The following is a 16669-nucleotide window of genomic DNA, read 5'->3' on the forward strand; positions in this document are numbered from 1 at the left end:
AAGCTTTAGGTTCTTGGCCCCCATTTGATTTTTTGACCGCCATTCGATTCATTTGCAGTTGATTTCAGCTTAATTTTTCCTGAATTTGCTGGTGATCCTGAATGATGGCAGCCCTGGTCTGGATGGACTGGGCCGGAACTTGCGGCTATTTCAGTAAAAGTGTGCGGAAAGCTGGAATCAATTCTGGCTGTTGGAATCTAAGAAAGACGGATTGAAGGGCGCGGGTTGAAGAAAGCGGATTGAAGAACGCGATTCAAAGGGCGGCGGGGGGAAACCCATAGAAGGGAACCCCATAGGAACCCGTCGAAGTCGGCCTTTTGAAGTAAGACTTTTGAAGTAAGACTTTTGAAGTAAGCCTTTCGAACGATCAGTAAAGACAAAATTTTAGGTTTAAGCGTTGGGATTTAAGTTGATGTTTAAGTTAAACACCAACGCTTAAACGTTACTTCGTTAATTATTATGCTGACAGCGTATCGCTGAAGGCTGAGCGGTGAATCAGGCAGTTCAGCGGCGAGCATTTTTGCGTAGCGTTAGTGGTCTGGGTGCTGTGTCTACATAAGCTGCTAGGGGCAACGACCCCATAAGCAAGCAAAGCCTATTTATAGGCAGACAGCCCCCCCGACGCCCGGAATCCGCCGCGGAATGAGGTCATGCACGTCAAGCGCCCAACAGGTATTGCACCTGAATGGCGCCAAGCGAGCTCGAAAGAGTTGGCGCTGCGAACAACGCAGCCGCGTGGCCTTGGCCGATTCACCAGTTTTACCCGTATTTGCGCCGCGCTGGGCCACCGTCCAGGGCGGCTTTATGCGGTGCAACATGCCCAAACGGGTTGCGACGACCACGGAAGCGACTATGACCAAATCCACCGGCAAATCCTCCTCTGCAATTGATGCGGCTGAACTCAAGGCCCCTGCGGCCAAGCGCGCCGTAAGCATGGCGGCGGAAAAAGCGCCCGCCAAGACGGCGGTGAAGGTCGCCAAGCCCGCTGCCAAGACGGCTGCCAAGAAGGCAACCAAGACGGCTGCGGCTGACAAGCCCGAAAAAGTGACGAAGGCACGCGCCAAGAAGGCTGAGGACAAGCTCGCCGACTTGGTGGGTGGCAGCGCACCGCGTTCGGGCCCGGTTCCGAGCGGCCGCCGCCCGGGCCGTCCCGCCAAGAACGCCAATAACGATTCCGACGGTTTCGACGACACGATGGACGGCGAAGGCGAAGTCCTGCCCGATCTGAAGCCGCCCAAGCGCGGCGGCAAGCGTGGCAAGGCTGATCCCAAGGATCTGATCGCCCGCGGCCCCGTGACGCCGGAAGAATACGAAGCTCGCCGCAACCGCCTGAAGCAGCTGATCAAGCTGGGCAAGGACCGCGGCTACCTGACCTACGGCGAAATCAACGACCATCTGCCTGACGATCTGGTCGACGCCGAAGCCATCGACGGCATCATCAGCACGTTTAGCGACATGGGGATCGCGGTCTACGACCAAGCCCCCGACGCTGAAACGCTGCTGATGAGCGAAAACGCCCCGGTTGCGTCCAACGACGACGACGTTGAAGACGAAGCCGAAGCTGCATTGACCACGGTGGATTCCGACTTCGGCCGCACCACCGACCCCGTGCGTATGTACATGCGCGAAATGGGCTCGGTTGAGCTGCTGACGCGCGAAGGCGAAATCGAAATCGCCAAGCGCATCGAAGACGGCCTGAAGCACATGGTCATGGCCATCTCGGCCTGCCCGACCACGATCAACGAAATCCTGGCCCACATCCTGCGCGTGCGGGAAGGCCAGGCGCAGATCGACGAAGTCGTCGACGGCCTGGTTGATCCGGAAGACGGCGAAGAATACGCCGGCGCCGGTGTCACTGCCGACGAAGACGAAAGCGATGACGGCCCCGCGGGCGGCATGTCCAGCAAGCAGCTGGAAGACCTGCGCGTGAAGGCGCTGGCCAAGTTCGACGAAGTCAACAAGCAGTTCGACAAGATGCGCCTGTCGTACGAGAAGGACGGCTACAAGTCGGACATCTACGTGCGCGCCCAGGAATCCATCCAGAACGAGCTGATGGGCATCCGCTTCACGGCCAAGATGGTCGAGAAGCTGGCTGACACGTTGCGCAACCAGGTTGAAGAAGTGCGCCAGCTTGAGCGCGCCGTTCTGCACACGTGTGTGGACCGTGCCGGCATGTCGCGCACGCACTTCATCAAGGTCTTCCCGGGCAACGAAACCAACCTGCAGTGGGTGGTGGACGAAGTCGCGGCTGGTCATCCGTACGCCGAGACGCTTGAGCGCCAGATTCCCGCCGTGCAAGAACTCCAGCAAAAGCTGATCGACCTGCAAACGCGCGTCGTGCTGCCGCTGAAAGACTTGAAGGACGTCAACAAGCGCATGGCCACCGGCGAAGCCAAGGCTCGCAAGGCCAAGCGCGAAATGACCGAGGCCAACCTGCGTCTGGTGATCTCGATCGCCAAGAAGTACACGAACCGTGGCCTGCAATTCCTGGATCTGATTCAGGAAGGCAACATCGGCTTGATGAAGGCCGTGGACAAGTTCGAATACCGTCGCGGCTACAAGTTCTCGACGTACGCCACGTGGTGGATTCGTCAGGCCATCACGCGTTCGATCGCCGACCAGGCGCGCACCATCCGTATCCCGGTTCACATGATCGAAACGATCAACAAGATGAACCGGATCAGCCGTCAGATTCTGCAGGAAACCGGCGCTGAGCCCGATCCCGCGACCCTGGCGCAGAAGATGGACATGCCCGAGGACAAGATCCGCAAGATCCTGAAGATCGCGAAAGAGCCGATCTCCATGGAAACGCCGATCGGTGACGACGATGATTCGCACTTGGGCGATTTCATCGAAGACACGTCGACCCTGGCGCCTTCGGATGCGGCTTTGCACGGTTCCATGCGTGATGTGGTCAAGGAAGTGCTAGACTCTCTCACCCCGCGTGAAGCCAAGGTTCTGCGTATGCGTTTCGGTATCGAAATGAGCACCGACCAGACCCTGGAAGAAGTGGGCAAGCAATTCGACGTGACTCGCGAGCGCATCCGCCAAATAGAGGCTAAAGCGCTGCGCAAGCTGCGTCACCCCAGCCGGGCCGATAAGCTGAAGAGCTTCCTGGAAGGGCAGTAATTTTTTCCTGGGCCTCTAGCTCATGCCTGGTTAGAGCAGCGGACTCATAATCCGTTGGTGCCGAGTTCGACTCTCGGGGGGCCTACCAAAGAAAGACGCGGGTCTCGGAGCAATCCGAGGCCCGTTTTCTTTTGCGTGGGGGATTTTTTGCCAATCTCTCACAATGCCAATTTGATCGACTCGGTTGCCAAGTGCGCATAGCGTCGGGTACTGGCGGCCGACTTGTCGCCAAGCACGGCGCCGACCGTCTAGAGGTTGTCCGATCCGATGCGTCAGTCGAACACATTCAACAGCACGTCTGCCACCACTGCGGTCGCTACGGCGACAAGAATAAGGTCGGTGCCTGCCACTTGCCACTCGTAGCCGGGGTAGACCGGCAGCCTCGCCAGCATGGGGGCGGGGACCATCTTCTTGGCTATCCCAGGGGGGAGAGGCTTTCCTCGGGCGAGGTTTTTCCGGATGCCGGGCGGAAGCGAGCTATAGCCAGATAACCCGTACTCGCGAGCGTAGCCTTGGGCGATTGAGATGGTTATGCCGGCGTGCCGTAGCGTGACGCTCCCGCTGTCGCCATGACTATCTCCGCCCTTGCTCTTGGCCGATTGGCCCTTGTCGCTCTTGCCCTTATTGTTGCCATTGCCATTGCCATTGCCATTGCCATTGCCGTTGTTGCCTTGGCTCTGTCCCGCGTTGTCGGGCTTTCCTTTGCCTTCAGGCGGGGCTGCGGAAGTCGCGCTGGCCCACGCCATACAGCATGTGGCGGCGATCACAAGGAGCTTGCGAGTTGGGCGATACATGAGAAGACCTCCAAAAGTGGCGCGAATGCGTTGTCGTGATTCTAAAACTGCCGATTCGGCGTATCGGGACTTCGTCTGAAAAAGATGTAAAGGTTGGGTACGCCTGGCACGTGAATTACCCGTCTTCGCTAGTCAAAGCTCGAATTGTTCAGACTCGGAAAACATACTTCGTCACGACGACATTCATGATGCTAATTGGTTGAGGCTCAAAGTTTCAGAATGACACCTTGGGTCCCGTCCGCGACCTCGCCACCACGCGTAACATCGTCCATGTTCACTAGTCTGAAAGGGTCTAGGGCTTGGAAGCAGCCCGTGCGACGATGGCCCATCACCGCGCTAAGTTCGTGCGGCCGAATGCGAGGTTTTCAATGAACGATACGCAGCAGGAAAATCCCAGCAAGAAGCCTGATCCCTCACAGAAAACGGACCCGCCTACCGATCCTGTCGACGCGCCGAAGGAGAAGAGCGATGCGCCACGACGCATGCGCTGGCCCGCCGATTTTCCGGCCAAGCACTGATCGGTTTAGCGCGGTGGCGTCTCCTTGCTTCGCCACTTTCGGCGTATCCGTGATGCCAGGTTAATAGAACGCCAAGCGCAAAAGAGGGTGCAACCCGGCGCAACCCGGCGCAAACCGGCGCAAACCGGCGCAAACCGGCGCAAACCGGCGCAATTGACGCATATTGATCGACTCAATTCGTACGCCCACGTTGACTCCTACTATTGCTGCCCAGTATTCGCGCAGCTTGCGTGATGTTTCACACCATCGCCGCATTTTTTAAGAGGTGATTTTTTGTGGTTTAAAAATATCACTATTGTGGTCGACTTCAACACCCGCTGGATGGTATGGTGCGGACTCTCATTCACTTCTGAGGCCATTGCGGACACTGGACGCCTGGTGCTGGATTGACCCTGCATGAGTCAGGCAAGTGGGCGCAGTTGGCATACTTTCTTCGCATGGGGAGGTATGAACGATGTCTTATCTGGGTATCGACGTGTCTGAACTGAAACTGCGCTGCACCCTGCTGCTCGGACCGAAGAACGACAAGTGCAAGCGCAAGGTGGTGGCCAATAATCGGCAGGGCGTGTACGAGCTGATTCGATGGTGTGCCAAACACGGGCTGTCGTCGGATCAGGTGCATGGCGTGATGGACGGCACAGGGCTTTACCACGAGCAGTCGGCCACGACGCTGCACGATACAGGCGCGACGGTTTCGCTCGTCAACCCGGAAAATGTTCATGACTTTGGCCAAACGCGGGACATGCGATCTCGGACCGATGGGCTCGATAGTCTGGCGCTGGCTCGCTACGGTGTCGCGGCGCAACCGCCGACTTGGCAGCCGTCTCCTGCCCACGTCCGTGCACTTCGTGACTTGGTGGCGCAATGGGAGGCGTTGTCCGAAGACCGGACGCGATCGCTGAATCGGCTAAAAAAAGCGGACGCGAGTGCAGCGCTGGCGTTGGTGGAAAGCTCGATCAGCAATTCTCTGTGTTTCTATGATGGCGAAATGGCACGGTTGGAAAGGGCGATTGATGATCACATTGACCACCATTCGGACCTGCAAGAAGACGCTGCCTTACTTGCAATGATTCCCGGGACGTGTATGAACCGATCCCCGTCTCGTGAGAATTGTTGAACATTATCTCCGGTTTCATTTTGTAGTATCTCCACTGAAAGCAATTAGAAAGGTGGAGAAATGCCGGCTTGTAATGATTGCGAGGGCATTGTTCAGAATAAACGTGGCGCGCCCGGTCACGATCGGTTGATATGTCTGGAAGTCGTCAGAAGTTTGGCGTCGGTCACGCGCGGCGCCAGGCACGAAGCATTCATTTGCTCGGTCTGCAATACCGAGTGGGATCACTTGCACGACAAGAAAGACGCGAACGCTGGCTGGAGCCGGTGCTAGACCGCCAGCCCTGCGCGCGGTTGACGCTAGTGACGCCGTTGTCACCGCGGCGCCATTCCCTTTCGTAGCCGGTTCGGCGCTTCCATCAGCGACGTCGTCATGTCGTCGCGTTCCTGCACACAGGGTTCGTCGCGCAAGGCTTTCATGAAGTCGTCGTAGAGCTCGCCGGTCAGACCGGCGGGACGCTTGAAGTCACCCGACAGCTGATAGGCGCGCAGCAGGACGGACCTTAGCCGTTTGACCTCCCAGAGCAGGGAGATCACGTCGGGGTTCCAGGGCTGACGCTCGCGGATGGTGCGCAGGTCGGCGTGGGTGAGGGGGGATTTGAACGGCATAGCGGAAAATACTGTTTATATATCCAGTATAGTCCGCGATAAACGGGGTCATTTCATCGGCATGGCAATCAATTTTTCGGCGGGGTAGGGAACGAGGAAGTCGCGGGTCCGGTCGCTGGACGACGTGAGCCAGTCACCGTAGGCGCCCTCTGGCAGGATGACGACCATGCGCTTTTCTTCGCCGGGCCGGTGGTAGCGCTGGAACAGCGGGTCGTGGTCGGCGTTGATGGTCAGCATGGTGTAGCTCTCATTGAGCTGGCCGCTGGCATCGCGCCATCGGTCCCATAGGCCGGCGATCCCCAGCGGAGCCCCATCGGCTCGCGCAAAGCGCGTGGAAATGGCCGAACCCGATCGCCAATCCGGTTCGAATATCGCATCCGCAGGAATGATGCAACGTTGCGCCCGGCGCCAGGCATTGCTGAACGTGAACGACTTGGCGGCGGTCTCGCTGCGTGCATTGAACGTAGAGAGTTTGCCCGCCTTGTCCTGCCCGTCGGCACGAGTTAACGCAGAGATCAAACCCCAGCGGCCGGTGACGGCTTCGCGCTCGGGAACGGCGTCGTCTCCGGCGTCGTGTTCCACCGGCCTGCGCACGAATACTCCCTGATATCGAGGCCACATGTCATAGGGGCCGGCAGCGGGTTTCGTGCGCACGCCGAACTTCTGTAGCAGCAGTTCGGCATCCTTCAGCGTCTGATAGTGCGAACACATGCATGCCTCGTCATTGGGAAGCGGCGAAATCAGTATACGGGTGTCTGTCAGCCTTCCGTTGGCATCCTGAGAGTACGATTTATTCCATGGAAAAACCTTCATCACAGCAGGCCCTGCTCTGGGTAGTCGCGGCCTGCTTTTTCATGCAGACGCTGGACACCACGATCGTCAATACCGCCTTGCCGTCGATTGCACGCAGCTTGGGCGAGGACGTACTGGCGTTAAAGCCGGTGGTGGTCGCGTACACGCTGACCATGGCAATGTTCACGCCGGCATCCGGCTGGCTGGCGGATCGCTACGGCACGCGTCGCGTGTACTTGGCGGCCATTTTGATATTTGCCGTGGGCTCGGTGTTTTGCGCCGTGGCTCAGACGCTGACGCAGTTGACGATTGCGCGGGTGGTGCAGGGCGTGGGCGGCTCCATGCTGTTGCCGATCGGGCGCTTGGCGGTCCTGCGCACGGTGCCGGGCGACCAGTACATTTCGGCGTTGGCCTTCGTGTCGATCGCGGGTCAGATCGGTCCTATTTTTGGTCCGACCCTGGGCGGGTTGCTGGTGCAGGTGGCAAGCTGGCACTGGATTTTCATGATCAATGTCCCGATCGGAATCGCAGGCCTGTTTGCCGTGCGCCGCTACTTGCCTGAAGACGCATTGCCGGACGTGGCGCCGTTCGATGTGCTGGGTTGCGCCTTGTTGTCGTTGTGCATGGTGTCGTTTTCGCTTGGCCTGGACTTGCCGGCGGGTGCCGGCCGTATGGCGTGGTCGGCGGGCTTGTTCGCGCTTAGCGCCCTGACGGTGTTGTTATATGTGGTGCATGCGCGCCGGCGTCAGAATCCGCTTTTCCAATTGCGGTTGTTTAACGAGCCTAATTTCAGCGTCGGCTTGGTGGGCAATCTGGTTTGCCGGATCGGCAGTAGCGCGGTGCCGTTCCTGTTGCCGCTGTTGCTGCAATTGCAGTTGGGCTATAGCCCGCTGCAATCGGGGCTGATGATGCTGCCGGCTGCCATCGCGGGGACGATATCCAAACCGTGGATCGCCCCGCTCGTCCGGCGTTTCGGCTACGACACGTTCCTGTTGGTCAATACGCTGTTGGTCGGTGCGTCGATCGTGTCGTTTGCCGCGATTTCACCCGGGTGGCCACTCGCGTTGCAGGTGCTTCAGCTTGCCCTGTTCGGTGCGACCAACTCCATGCAATTTGCGGCGATGAACAGTGTGACGTTGAAAGGACTGAGCAAACAGGACGCCGCCAGCGGGAATAGTCTGTTTTCAATGATCCAGATGCTCGCCATCGGCCTGGGCGTGACCATCGGGGGCGGGTTGGTCGGCATGTTCTCGGGCGAGGCGAATGCCGCTTTGGGCCGCGCATTTACATTGAGCTTCGTGTGCGTGGGCGTCATCACCTTGTTATCTGCCTGGGTGTTCCGGCGGCTGGATATGACGCAATTGGGGCGTCCGGCGGGCAACCGGCCGGCCGCTGGCTAACTATTTCTGAGAGCCGGAAATGGAAGAGCGCCCCAGCTCTAGATGAGTCTGAGGCGCTCCTGCCCGGCTTCGCACGCGATGGGTGTCAGACAGCCCGGCAACTCAAATCTACTGCTCGGCAATCACGTCGACAATAGGGAAAACCCTGAAAAATTAGCGGCTTACATGATTTCGTAGCGACACGAATATCAAGCCTGAATCACCCCTTGCCGCCGTTGGCGCGAGGGGTTTTTCTTTGTGCATCGCAATGGGTTTTTCGTTGAAAAAAGGGGCGTGATCAATTTGCCCACCTCGGTATCTGCGAATTGTGGCCCCTGCGCGTCAAGCCGACACTGCAGCCTACTTTCAAGGAACCGGAGAGCAGAGATGCAGGCAATACGTTTACGTCAGTTGGGCCAAGGTATGACGGAGTACATCGTGGTCGTGGCCTTGGTGGCCGTTGGGGCGATCGCTGTGTATCAGTACTTCGGGCAAGTGGTGCGCTCGCAGACGGCGGCCATGGCGCGCGAGCTTGCAGGGGAAGACGGCGGCACGCAAACGCGCGCAGCGCAGCAGGCGGCGCAGAAGGCGGCGGCGCAGACCAAGGCGCGTTCGCTCAAGTCCTTTACCGGCAACGCCACGGATGCGAAGTGATCATCCATCGCCACATGCCACCGCATCGACAGCACGGCCAAGCCTTGGTGCTGGGCATGTTGATCTTGTCCGTGGCTGCGGCTTCTCTGGTCGTGCTCTACAACCTGGGCCAGACGGTGGCAGGCCGCATTCGCCTGACGCACGCGGCGGATGCGGCCGCCTACAGCGGCGCGCTTGAGCAGGCACGCGTGCTTAACGCCATCGCGTATATCAATCGAACACAGATCGCGCATCAGGTAGCGATGGCGCATTTGGTCACGCTTGCCGCGTCGGCGCAGTATGGCCGCGCATTGCACGCGCAGCGCACTCGGGGGAATCCTCCGTCCAGCCTGATTGCCATGTTGTTCGGGCCAGAGATGGGGCTGGCGTACCGCGCCGGGCAAGCGTCGCCGATTGTTGACGCGCAGTTGGCAAGCGCATTCGCGCAGCACGACCGTGTCGTGCATCAAGTGTTGGAAACTGCCGCCCATTCGGCAATGACGGAGTTGACCAAAACGCGTGATCGCATCATGCAAAAAGTGCTGGCTGTCAATCTGGATGACCTGCCTTCAGCAGGGGATCAGCGTGCGGGGACTATTAGCGTGCGTCTGTTGTCGGACGCATGGCCGGGCTTTGTGGAACGCCATCGCGCCAACCGAAAAACGGGCTTGTGGCCAGCAATAGATCTAGCGGCAGGCCGCTACGGTTTTCTGAAACCGCGGAATGCCACGCGGCGCAATCCTTGGCCGGTCAGCCATCGCTGCCCGTTGAAGCGTCATGAGCTGCGCCGCCGCGGTTCGACATGGCTTGGGCCGGACGGACGGTGGGGCGCATTGGATACGCAGTCGTTCCATGCTCTGCGATCGAACCGCTGGGTGGGCTGTTATTTTCGTGAATACGCCATGGGTTGGGGGACCACGCAAGGTCAGAAAAGCAAAGGACCCGACGGCCTTGATTATGTGGATGAACCGCCTGCTGATTTCTCTCAAGAGGATTTTTGGCGCTGGGTAGAGCAGTCGACATCGTGGGACATATTCAACGGTGTGACGAATCCCATGGCCAACTCCTACGCGATGGCGTCCGCGCAACGGTGGCCAGGCCGAGGCCTGCCGACCTACCGGGAAGTCGCGTCGTCGCGCATCCACTTGCCCTTGCGCTTCGCAGTCAGCGTGCGCATGGCAGGCGCCTTGTTGAAGACGACGGATGCGGGTAGCGCAGTGGCCTCACCGATGGGCATTTTCCGCTATGCCGCTTTGGGGCGGTCAGGGGGAATAAGCGTGACCAGCGCCGCAGAAACGTACTTCCTGCGCCCGGAGTCGCGTGCTGACGGCCGTGGCGAACTGGCCACGCTGTTTCGCCCTTACTGGCAGGCCCGTCTCTCTGCCGTTGCTTCTCAGGAACGGCAGCATGCCAGGGGAACACCATGATGAAGATCGCAAAGAGACCCGAGCCGCTCGGTCAACAAAGGGGGCAGGCTGTTGTCGAGGCAATGCTGATGATGCCTTTGATGGGTGTGTTGATCTGGGCGGTGTCGTGGGTGGGTGGCCTGCAGTTTTCCGCGCAGCAGATGTCTCAGGCCAGCCGCAAGGCTGCCATGGCAGGGGCAATGGGGCAACCGCTCAGCCCGCGTGATGCGATGAAGGCGATAGGCCTGAACCGGCGCGTCGAGGCCTTGACGGATGTGGCCGCGCAGCACGTAGCTTTGTTGCAGGACGAATGGTTTGGCGGGGAGCTACAGCTGTTGTCCGTGCACGCCCACGCAAACCCAAACCCAAACCCAAACCCAAACCCAAACCCAAACCCAAACCCAAACCCAAACCCAAACCCAAACCCAAACCCAAACCCAAACCCACGCGCACCCCATCTTGTCTCTGCGTTTACGGCGCCGATCACGCGCTACACCCGGGTCGCGGTGGGGGCGGGCTATGCGCACGGGGATAAGGACGCTAGGCATCGCATCGCCAACGCGCCGACGGCATGGCGGCAGGCAGAACGCGGCTCGGTGGCGCAAGCGCGGCGATTTGAGTCGCTTGTCGCGCGCATGGACGGCCCTTGGGGCAGGCCATCGATACAGACGGATTGGCTTTCCGCATGGGCGGATGTGGTGCCGGGGGATCGGCTGAACCAGAAAAGAGGGCAAGCTAAATGAGCACGTATTCGCAGGCTAAGTCTCGTCGAGACCAACGAGCCGTCGTTCGCCATGTCTGTTTGCCGATGCTGATGAGCGGGCTGGCCGGAATCGCCATGCCCGCTTTCGCAGGGCCCGCCGATCTTGCTGCACATGCGCTGCCGAATGGGGACCCGGGAAAAGCGATGTTGAGCCGACTGCGTTTCCCTCCAGGCTCCAGCCACGTTCTGCTGGCCGATCAACTCTGGCTCCACGGCTATCCCGCGCAGGTGGTGGTGTTTGATACGCCAGCCACTGCTCCTGATTTGATCCGCATGCTCTCTGCGCAACAGCCGGCGCTGGCTGATTTGAATGTGCTGCCGGGGCAGTTGATTTTGTCCGGGCGTATCGGTGACGAGCAGTGGGTGGCGCAGATGCAGCGCACGCACGACGGGCGCACTGTCGGCAGCATCTCATCAATGCGTCTGGCGCCTGCCTCCAATCTGCCTGCGTCCTTGCCTACGCCATCATGGCTGCCGGCAGGGGCGCGGCTGCACCTTGATGTCGTGGTCATGGACGCAGGCGTCAGGGTGTCTGAACGTATTTGGCGGCATGCGTTGCCGCCTGCGCGATTGGCGCCGCTGGTCCAGGCGGGCTTGCTGCGCGACGGTTGGCGCCGGCAATCCGAAGAAGGCGCCGTTCAGTCGTGGGCAAGGCGAAATGATCGTATGCAGATATCGGTGATGCCGCTTGAGACCGGCAGCGGCCTTCGCGTGATGGGATGGGCATCATGAAGAACTTGCTAATCCAAAGTGCAAAGCGATTGCGTCGAGTCAGCATATATGGACTTGCCTTGCTTGCCGGCTTGGTATCGGCGTGGGCCGTGCGCGAACATGTCCAGAAGCGGGTCGAGGCGCTAGAGGCCGAGGCGCGCACTCCCGTGGTCGAGCGCCTGGTCGCTGCTTATCCTCTTGCAGCAGGGACGATGTTGGAAGACGTTCATCTGGCCGTGCGCGAAATTCCAGAGCAGTGGGCGCCCAGCGCCAGCGTGGACCCGTTAGCCATGAGCAGCTTGCTGGGGGGCATGCTGGTTGCCGATGTGGGGCCCGGCGAACCGTTGCTGAAGACGCAACTGAGCTTCAATGCCCCCAAGCCCGCCCTGGCATCACGGTTGCAGACGGGGCAGCGGGCGTTGACGGTATCGGCGGCAGATCTGGGCGGTCTGGCTAGCCAGTTGCGGGCTGGCGATTTGATCGACATCTACGTGACGTTCCCTCATCGTCAGCGGGAGCTCACCGTGCCGTTATTGCAGAGCATGCGGGTATTGACCGTCGACGACGAGGCCGACGGCGACAAAGGCGGGATGGGCGTGGGAACCATCACCCTGGCCGCCGACCCTGCTCAAGCCATGAAATTCGTTGCGGCCCGGCAGGCCGGCACGTTGACGGCAATGGCGCGGCATCGCGACGACGTGGCGGCGGTAGCGGCATCCAAGCAAACGGATCTTGCCTCGCTGATCGGGCTGGACCCCGACCCGTTGCCCGCCCTGGGTGTCTCCATTTTGTACGGGGACCGCGTGGACGCGCATTCCGCCATGCCGTCATCGAATGCGGCGTCGCGGTTTCGCCTGGAATCGGAGCAACCATGAAGCGACTCGCATGCGTTGTTGGCGTCATCGTCTTGAGCCTGCCGCTGCGGGCGGCTGCTTCTGCGTCGGTAGAACTCGAGTTGCAAGTGGGCGAGACGCGCGTTCTACCGCACCCCGGTGTGAAACGAGTGGCGATCGGCAACGGACAGGTGCTTAGCGCCGTTACCGCTGAGGGGCGCGATGTCGTGGTCTTCGCACGTGCCGAGGGCGTGTCCTCCGTGCATGTCTGGACGGCGGCGGGGCGCAGCAATGCGTATGAGTTTCGAGTGGTGCCTGCCGGCGCGCCTCGGTTGCGGGCCGAGGTTGAAGCGCTGCTTGCCCGCATCCCTGGCGCACGCAGCGCAAACGTGGGCGGACGCATCCTGATTGAAGGCGACGATTTGTCAGATGACGATCGCGCACGTATCGCCGCGTTGGCTGAGCGCTATCCCGCCATTCTGGACTTTACGGGGCAGGTCGGCTGGGACCGCATGGTCTTGCTGGATGTGCAGGTTGTTGAGATCCCGACTTCCCGATTGCGTGAGTTCGGCGTGCGTTGGGACGGCATGACGCAAGGCGGGATGAATGCCGGTTTGGCGTGGGATGCGGGATCGCGGGGGCGCATGACCCGGCCAGGGGAATCGGTGATCGAAACCGCTGGGCCGGCCTCCGCCGCAGCGGGCTACTTCGGCATTAATGCGCTGTTGTCCGCGCGGATCGCGGCTCTGGCGCAAAGCGGCGAAGCCGTCATGCTGGCTCAGCCGCAATTGCTGGCGCGTAGCGGGTCAAGCGCGACCTTCCTGGCGGGCGGGGAAGTGCCTTATACGTCGACAGATTCGCGAGGCAATCCCACCACCTTGTTCAAGCCCTATGGCGTGTCGCTGAACATCACGCCGCGCATTGACCGCAACGGCGTCATTCGTTCTTTGATTGAAGTCGAGGCCAGCTCGGTGGACACGACGCTCAGCGTCGCAGGAGGCCCAGCCCTGCGAACACGGCGGGCATCGACCGAATTCAACGTGCGTTCGGGCAACACGCTGGTGATCGGTGGCTTTTTGTCGCGGGAGCAGGGGCAAGAGGTCAACGGCCTGCCATGGCTGCAGAACATCCCCATTTTGGGCGCGCTATTTTCGTCGCGCCGATATCAGCAGCGGGAAACGGAGCTGGCGATTTTCGTCACGCCGAAGATCGTGACGCAAAGCGAGCCTGCCATGTTGGATCGGGTGCGGCGCGGGCGCGACCTGCTGGACGCCTCGTTTCCCGAGCCGCCTCGGCTAGGCACGGCGACGCCCGCCGTCATCGACGGATGGAATCCGTATTCGGGCGAGGGTTCCCAATGGATTGGGCAAGGCAGGACTGCGCAGGACAGGATTGCACAAGACAGGACTGCACAAGACAGCGCAACGCAAAAGCGATAACGGGGGAATTTACATGCTGGATATCGAGATGACGTTTGAAGACTCGGGCGTTCGCCGCCAGACTGCCCACGTGCCGGTGTTGATTGGCAGGGGCGCGCAATGCGACTTGCGTATCGTGAACTGGCGGGTGGGGCGTCAGCACGCCAGGTTGTCGCGCGAAGATACCGATATTGTGCTGGAGGATCTGGGCACGCTTGCCGGCACCCTGGTGAACGGCGTCAGGGTGGCGCGGCATGCGCCGGTGCTGCCTGACGATGACATCCTGATCGGCCCATGCCGCCTGAGGGTGCGATGGGCTGCGAACGGCGACGCCAATCAATTGAGCGCGCCGCCGCACGGGCCGTCCGAAGCCGCCGACCCCCTTCCCGAGGCGGCGCTGCCAACGGGCACGGTGGCAGCCATTACGCCAATGGCGCCGCAGCGGTTGCACGAACGGCGGCGTTTGCATGCGGCGTTGCTGGAAGCGCTGGATTTGCGCAGGCGCGATGTGGCTGGCATGAGCGATGACACGTTGCGTGCTGAAGCCGAGCGGCTGCTCACGCATATCGTGGCTACCGATATTGACGTGCCCGCGGAGGCGGACCGAGCGGCGTTGTGCCAAGAGGTGCTGGACGAGGCCGTGGGTTTGGGTCCCCTCGAACCTTTGCTGGCCGCGCCAGAAATTACCGAAATCATGGTCAACCGCTATGACGAGATCTATGTCGAGCGCGGCGGACGGCTGTGGCGGCATCCGGCGGCATTCACCAGCGAACAGTCGGTGCGCTGGGTGATCGAACGCATTGTCACGCCGTTGGGCCGCCGTATCGACGAAAGCTCGCCAATGGTGGATGCGCGCCTGCCAGATGGGTCGCGGGTGCACGCCATCATTCCGCCTGTGGCGATGAAAGGCGCCAGCCTGACGATACGGAAGTTCCCGCAGCGGCGTCCCAAAATGCCCGATCTGATTGCGGCGGCATCGCTGAGCAACGCGATGGCGCAGTTTCTCTCGTTGTGCGTGAAGATGCGCAAGAACCTCGTCGTGTCGGGCGGGACAGGCTCGGGCAAGACGACCTTGCTGAACATCTTATCCAATGAAATCCCAGATGGCGAGCGCATTGTCACCATCGAAGATGCCGCCGAGTTGCGGTTGAATCACGATCATCTGGTGGCGCTGGAGGCGCGGCCGGCCAACCAAGAGGGCAGGGGGCATATCGATATCCGCGAACTGGTGCGCAACGCCTTGCGCATGCGGCCGGATCGGATTGTCGTCGGCGAATGCCGGGGAGCGGAAGCGTTCGATATGTTGACGGCGATGAACACTGGCCACGAAGGGTCATTGACGACCTTGCATGCGAATTCGCCGCGTGACGCGCTCGGCCGCCTGGAGTCGATGATCCTGATGGCGGGCCTGGATTTACCGCTGGGCGCAGTGCGTGAACACATTGCCGCCAGCGTGGATCTGGTCGTGCAGCAGGCCCGGCTGGCGGACGGGCGGCGCGTTGTGACGTCTATCGCGGAAGTCGCGGGCATGGAAAGCGGCCGCATTCAACTGCAGGATCTGTTTCGGTTTGACCGCCAGTCTGGCTTTATAGGTTGTGGTGCGTTGCCAGGCTTTGCGCAGACGTGGGCGGATGAGGGGGCCACGCTAGACCCCGGCTGGTTTACGGAAGTGGGTGGTCCGGTCAGTCCGATTGCCGCCACGTTTTCACAAGGCTCGCCGTGATCTGGCTGGCGGCGTCGGCCGCGATGTGCTGTGTCGCACTATTGGCTTGGCATGCCCAGGTGTGGTTCGCGCCTGCGTTGCGCAAGTATCGTGAACTCTACACGCAAGACGCTGGCGTCCGCTTAAGTGAAGTGTTTCTCTTTATTGATCCGGCCCAGCTATGGATGGCGGCCGTTGCCTGCGCGGGCGTGACGGCCACGCTGGTGTTTTCAGTGACGGCAAGCGCAGTGGCGGCGGCGCTGTCGGCCGGGGTCGCGTCAAGGGCGCCACGCATGATGGTCGATGTGCTGCGCCGCAGGCGGGCTTGCCGTTTCGAACAGCAGTTGCCAATGGCGTTGCTGATGTTGGCGTCGGCATTGCGGGCGGGCGTCGCGTTGCCTACGGGTTTGCGTCATGTGGTGGAACAGAGCGGCGCGCCGCTGGCGCAGGAATTCGGGCTGATGCTGCGCGAGCAACGGCTGGGCGTGACCTGGGATGCCGCGCTGGAAAATCTGCAGCAGCGTATGCCGGCGGATTCAACCGCCTTGGTGGTTGCCGCCATGCGTATCGCCGCGCAAACGGGCGGCAATCTTGCCGAGGCGCTGGAGAGCATCGCGCAGACCTTGCGCGCCCGGCTGCAGTTGCAGGCGAAATTGCAGGCGCTGACGTCTCAAGGGCGATTACAGGCCTGGATCGTGGGGGCGTTGCCCTTGGTGTTATTGGCGGTGCTTGATCAACTTGAGCCGGAAGTCATGGGTTTGTTGTGGCACACCCCGATGGGGTGGGGCGTGCTGGCGATCATAGTGGTGCTTGAAACCGCTGGCGTACTGCTGATCCGGCGAATCATCCGGATTGATATCTGACGGGGG

Annotated in this window: 15 protein-coding genes and 1 tRNA gene; 13 read left to right on the plus strand and 3 right to left on the minus strand. The window is 60.7% G+C overall.

Features of this window, described 5'->3' with window-relative positions; all coding sequences use genetic code 11:
* Positions 1-852 precede the first annotated feature (852 nt).
* Both rpoD and HV765_RS11895 read left to right on the plus strand, forming a co-directional pair.
* The gene (rpoD, locus tag HV765_RS11890; protein ID WP_054427458.1) at positions 853-3129 is read left to right on the plus strand and encodes an RNA polymerase sigma factor RpoD; all 2277 of its coding nucleotides are present in this window, start codon (positions 853-855) and stop codon (positions 3127-3129) included.
* A gap of 9 nt (positions 3130-3138) precedes the next feature.
* Positions 3139-3217: transfer RNA gene (locus HV765_RS11895), tRNA-Ile, on the plus strand.
* Positions 3218-3401: 184 nt separating this feature from the next.
* Here HV765_RS11895 and HV765_RS11900 read toward each other — a convergent pair.
* Positions 3402-3923, minus strand: a complete 522-nt coding sequence (locus HV765_RS11900; RefSeq protein ID WP_175169805.1) for an anti-virulence regulator CigR family protein — start codon at positions 3921-3923, stop codon at positions 3402-3404.
* Positions 3924-4291: 368 nt separating this feature from the next.
* Between HV765_RS11900 and HV765_RS11905 the strand changes: the two genes are divergently transcribed.
* On the plus strand, positions 4292-4441 hold the full coding sequence (locus HV765_RS11905; protein ID WP_175169806.1) for a hypothetical protein: 150 nt from the start codon (positions 4292-4294) through the stop codon (positions 4439-4441).
* A 454-nt stretch (positions 4442-4895) separates the two neighbouring features.
* The gene (locus HV765_RS11910) at positions 4896-5558 is read left to right on the plus strand and encodes an IS110 family transposase (protein WP_175169807.1); all 663 of its coding nucleotides are present in this window, start codon (positions 4896-4898) and stop codon (positions 5556-5558) included.
* A 311-nt stretch (positions 5559-5869) separates the two neighbouring features.
* Here HV765_RS11910 and HV765_RS11915 read toward each other — a convergent pair whose 3' ends face one another.
* The gene (locus HV765_RS11915; protein WP_054427461.1) at positions 5870-6163 is read right to left on the minus strand and encodes a hypothetical protein; all 294 of its coding nucleotides are present in this window, start codon (positions 6161-6163) and stop codon (positions 5870-5872) included.
* Between the two features lie 48 nt (positions 6164-6211).
* Positions 6212-6874: an SOS response-associated peptidase gene (locus HV765_RS11920; protein ID WP_175169808.1), complete on the minus strand. Its 663-nt coding sequence runs from the start codon at positions 6872-6874 to the stop codon at positions 6212-6214.
* 86 nt (positions 6875-6960) lie between these two features.
* Between HV765_RS11920 and mdtD the strand changes: the two genes are divergently transcribed.
* The 9 genes from mdtD (at position 6961) to HV765_RS11965 (ending at position 16663) form a co-directional block, all read left to right on the plus strand.
* Complete coding sequence (mdtD, locus tag HV765_RS11925) at positions 6961-8355, plus strand: multidrug transporter subunit MdtD (RefSeq protein ID WP_054427463.1); 1395 nt, start codon at positions 6961-6963, stop codon at positions 8353-8355.
* Between the two features lie 366 nt (positions 8356-8721).
* Entirely contained in the window at positions 8722-8988 is a 267-nt protein-coding gene (locus tag HV765_RS11930) for a hypothetical protein (protein WP_175169809.1), read from the plus strand.
* Positions 8989-9002: 14 nt separating this feature from the next.
* The gene (locus HV765_RS11935) at positions 9003-10394 is read left to right on the plus strand and encodes a hypothetical protein (protein ID WP_175169810.1); all 1392 of its coding nucleotides are present in this window, start codon (positions 9003-9005) and stop codon (positions 10392-10394) included.
* Positions 10391-11116: a TadE family protein gene (locus HV765_RS11940; protein ID WP_175169811.1), complete on the plus strand. Its 726-nt coding sequence runs from the start codon at positions 10391-10393 to the stop codon at positions 11114-11116. Before HV765_RS11935 ends, HV765_RS11940 begins: the two co-directional genes overlap by 4 nt.
* Positions 11113-11868: a hypothetical protein gene (locus HV765_RS11945; RefSeq protein WP_254600541.1), complete on the plus strand. Its 756-nt coding sequence runs from the start codon at positions 11113-11115 to the stop codon at positions 11866-11868. Before HV765_RS11940 ends, HV765_RS11945 begins: the two co-directional genes overlap by 4 nt.
* Entirely contained in the window at positions 11865-12722 is an 858-nt protein-coding gene (gene cpaB, locus HV765_RS11950; protein WP_276529726.1) for a Flp pilus assembly protein CpaB, read from the plus strand. Before HV765_RS11945 ends, cpaB begins: the two co-directional genes overlap by 4 nt.
* Complete coding sequence (locus tag HV765_RS11955; RefSeq protein WP_175169813.1) at positions 12719-14119, plus strand: type II and III secretion system protein family protein; 1401 nt, start codon at positions 12719-12721, stop codon at positions 14117-14119. The genes cpaB and HV765_RS11955 overlap by 4 nt, the downstream gene beginning before the upstream one ends.
* A 13-nt stretch (positions 14120-14132) precedes the next feature.
* Positions 14133-15821, plus strand: coding sequence for a TadA family conjugal transfer-associated ATPase (locus HV765_RS11960; protein WP_254600543.1), 1689 nt, complete (start codon positions 14133-14135; stop codon positions 15819-15821).
* The gene (locus HV765_RS11965) at positions 15818-16663 is read left to right on the plus strand and encodes a type II secretion system F family protein (protein ID WP_054427470.1); all 846 of its coding nucleotides are present in this window, start codon (positions 15818-15820) and stop codon (positions 16661-16663) included. Before HV765_RS11960 ends, HV765_RS11965 begins: the two co-directional genes overlap by 4 nt.
* The last annotated feature ends 6 nt before the right edge of the window (positions 16664-16669 follow it).

The sequence above is a fragment of the Achromobacter kerstersii genome, assembly GCF_902859595.1.
Taxonomy (GTDB): Bacteria; Pseudomonadota; Gammaproteobacteria; order Burkholderiales; family Burkholderiaceae_B; genus Achromobacter; species Achromobacter kerstersii.

Coding starts and splice junctions, on each gene's coding strand:
- rpoD (WP_054427458.1), top strand. CDS start 853: ATGACCAAATCCACCGGCAAATCCTCCTCTGCAATTGATGCGGCTGAA.
- HV765_RS11900 (WP_175169805.1), bottom strand. CDS start 3,923: ATGTATCGCCCAACTCGCAAGCTCCTTGTGATCGCCGCCACATGCTGT.
- HV765_RS11905 (WP_175169806.1), top strand. CDS start 4,292: ATGAACGATACGCAGCAGGAAAATCCCAGCAAGAAGCCTGATCCCTCA.
- HV765_RS11910 (WP_175169807.1), top strand. CDS start 4,896: ATGTCTTATCTGGGTATCGACGTGTCTGAACTGAAACTGCGCTGCACC.
- HV765_RS11915 (WP_054427461.1), bottom strand. CDS start 6,163: ATGCCGTTCAAATCCCCCCTCACCCACGCCGACCTGCGCACCATCCGC.
- HV765_RS11920 (WP_175169808.1), bottom strand. CDS start 6,874: ATGTGTTCGCACTATCAGACGCTGAAGGATGCCGAACTGCTGCTACAG.
- mdtD (WP_054427463.1), top strand. CDS start 6,961: ATGGAAAAACCTTCATCACAGCAGGCCCTGCTCTGGGTAGTCGCGGCC.
- HV765_RS11930 (WP_175169809.1), top strand. CDS start 8,722: ATGCAGGCAATACGTTTACGTCAGTTGGGCCAAGGTATGACGGAGTAC.
- HV765_RS11935 (WP_175169810.1), top strand. CDS start 9,003: ATGCCACCGCATCGACAGCACGGCCAAGCCTTGGTGCTGGGCATGTTG.
- HV765_RS11940 (WP_175169811.1), top strand. CDS start 10,391: ATGATGAAGATCGCAAAGAGACCCGAGCCGCTCGGTCAACAAAGGGGG.
- HV765_RS11945 (WP_254600541.1), top strand. CDS start 11,113: ATGAGCACGTATTCGCAGGCTAAGTCTCGTCGAGACCAACGAGCCGTC.
- cpaB (WP_276529726.1), top strand. CDS start 11,865: ATGAAGAACTTGCTAATCCAAAGTGCAAAGCGATTGCGTCGAGTCAGC.
- HV765_RS11955 (WP_175169813.1), top strand. CDS start 12,719: ATGAAGCGACTCGCATGCGTTGTTGGCGTCATCGTCTTGAGCCTGCCG.
- HV765_RS11960 (WP_254600543.1), top strand. CDS start 14,133: ATGCTGGATATCGAGATGACGTTTGAAGACTCGGGCGTTCGCCGCCAG.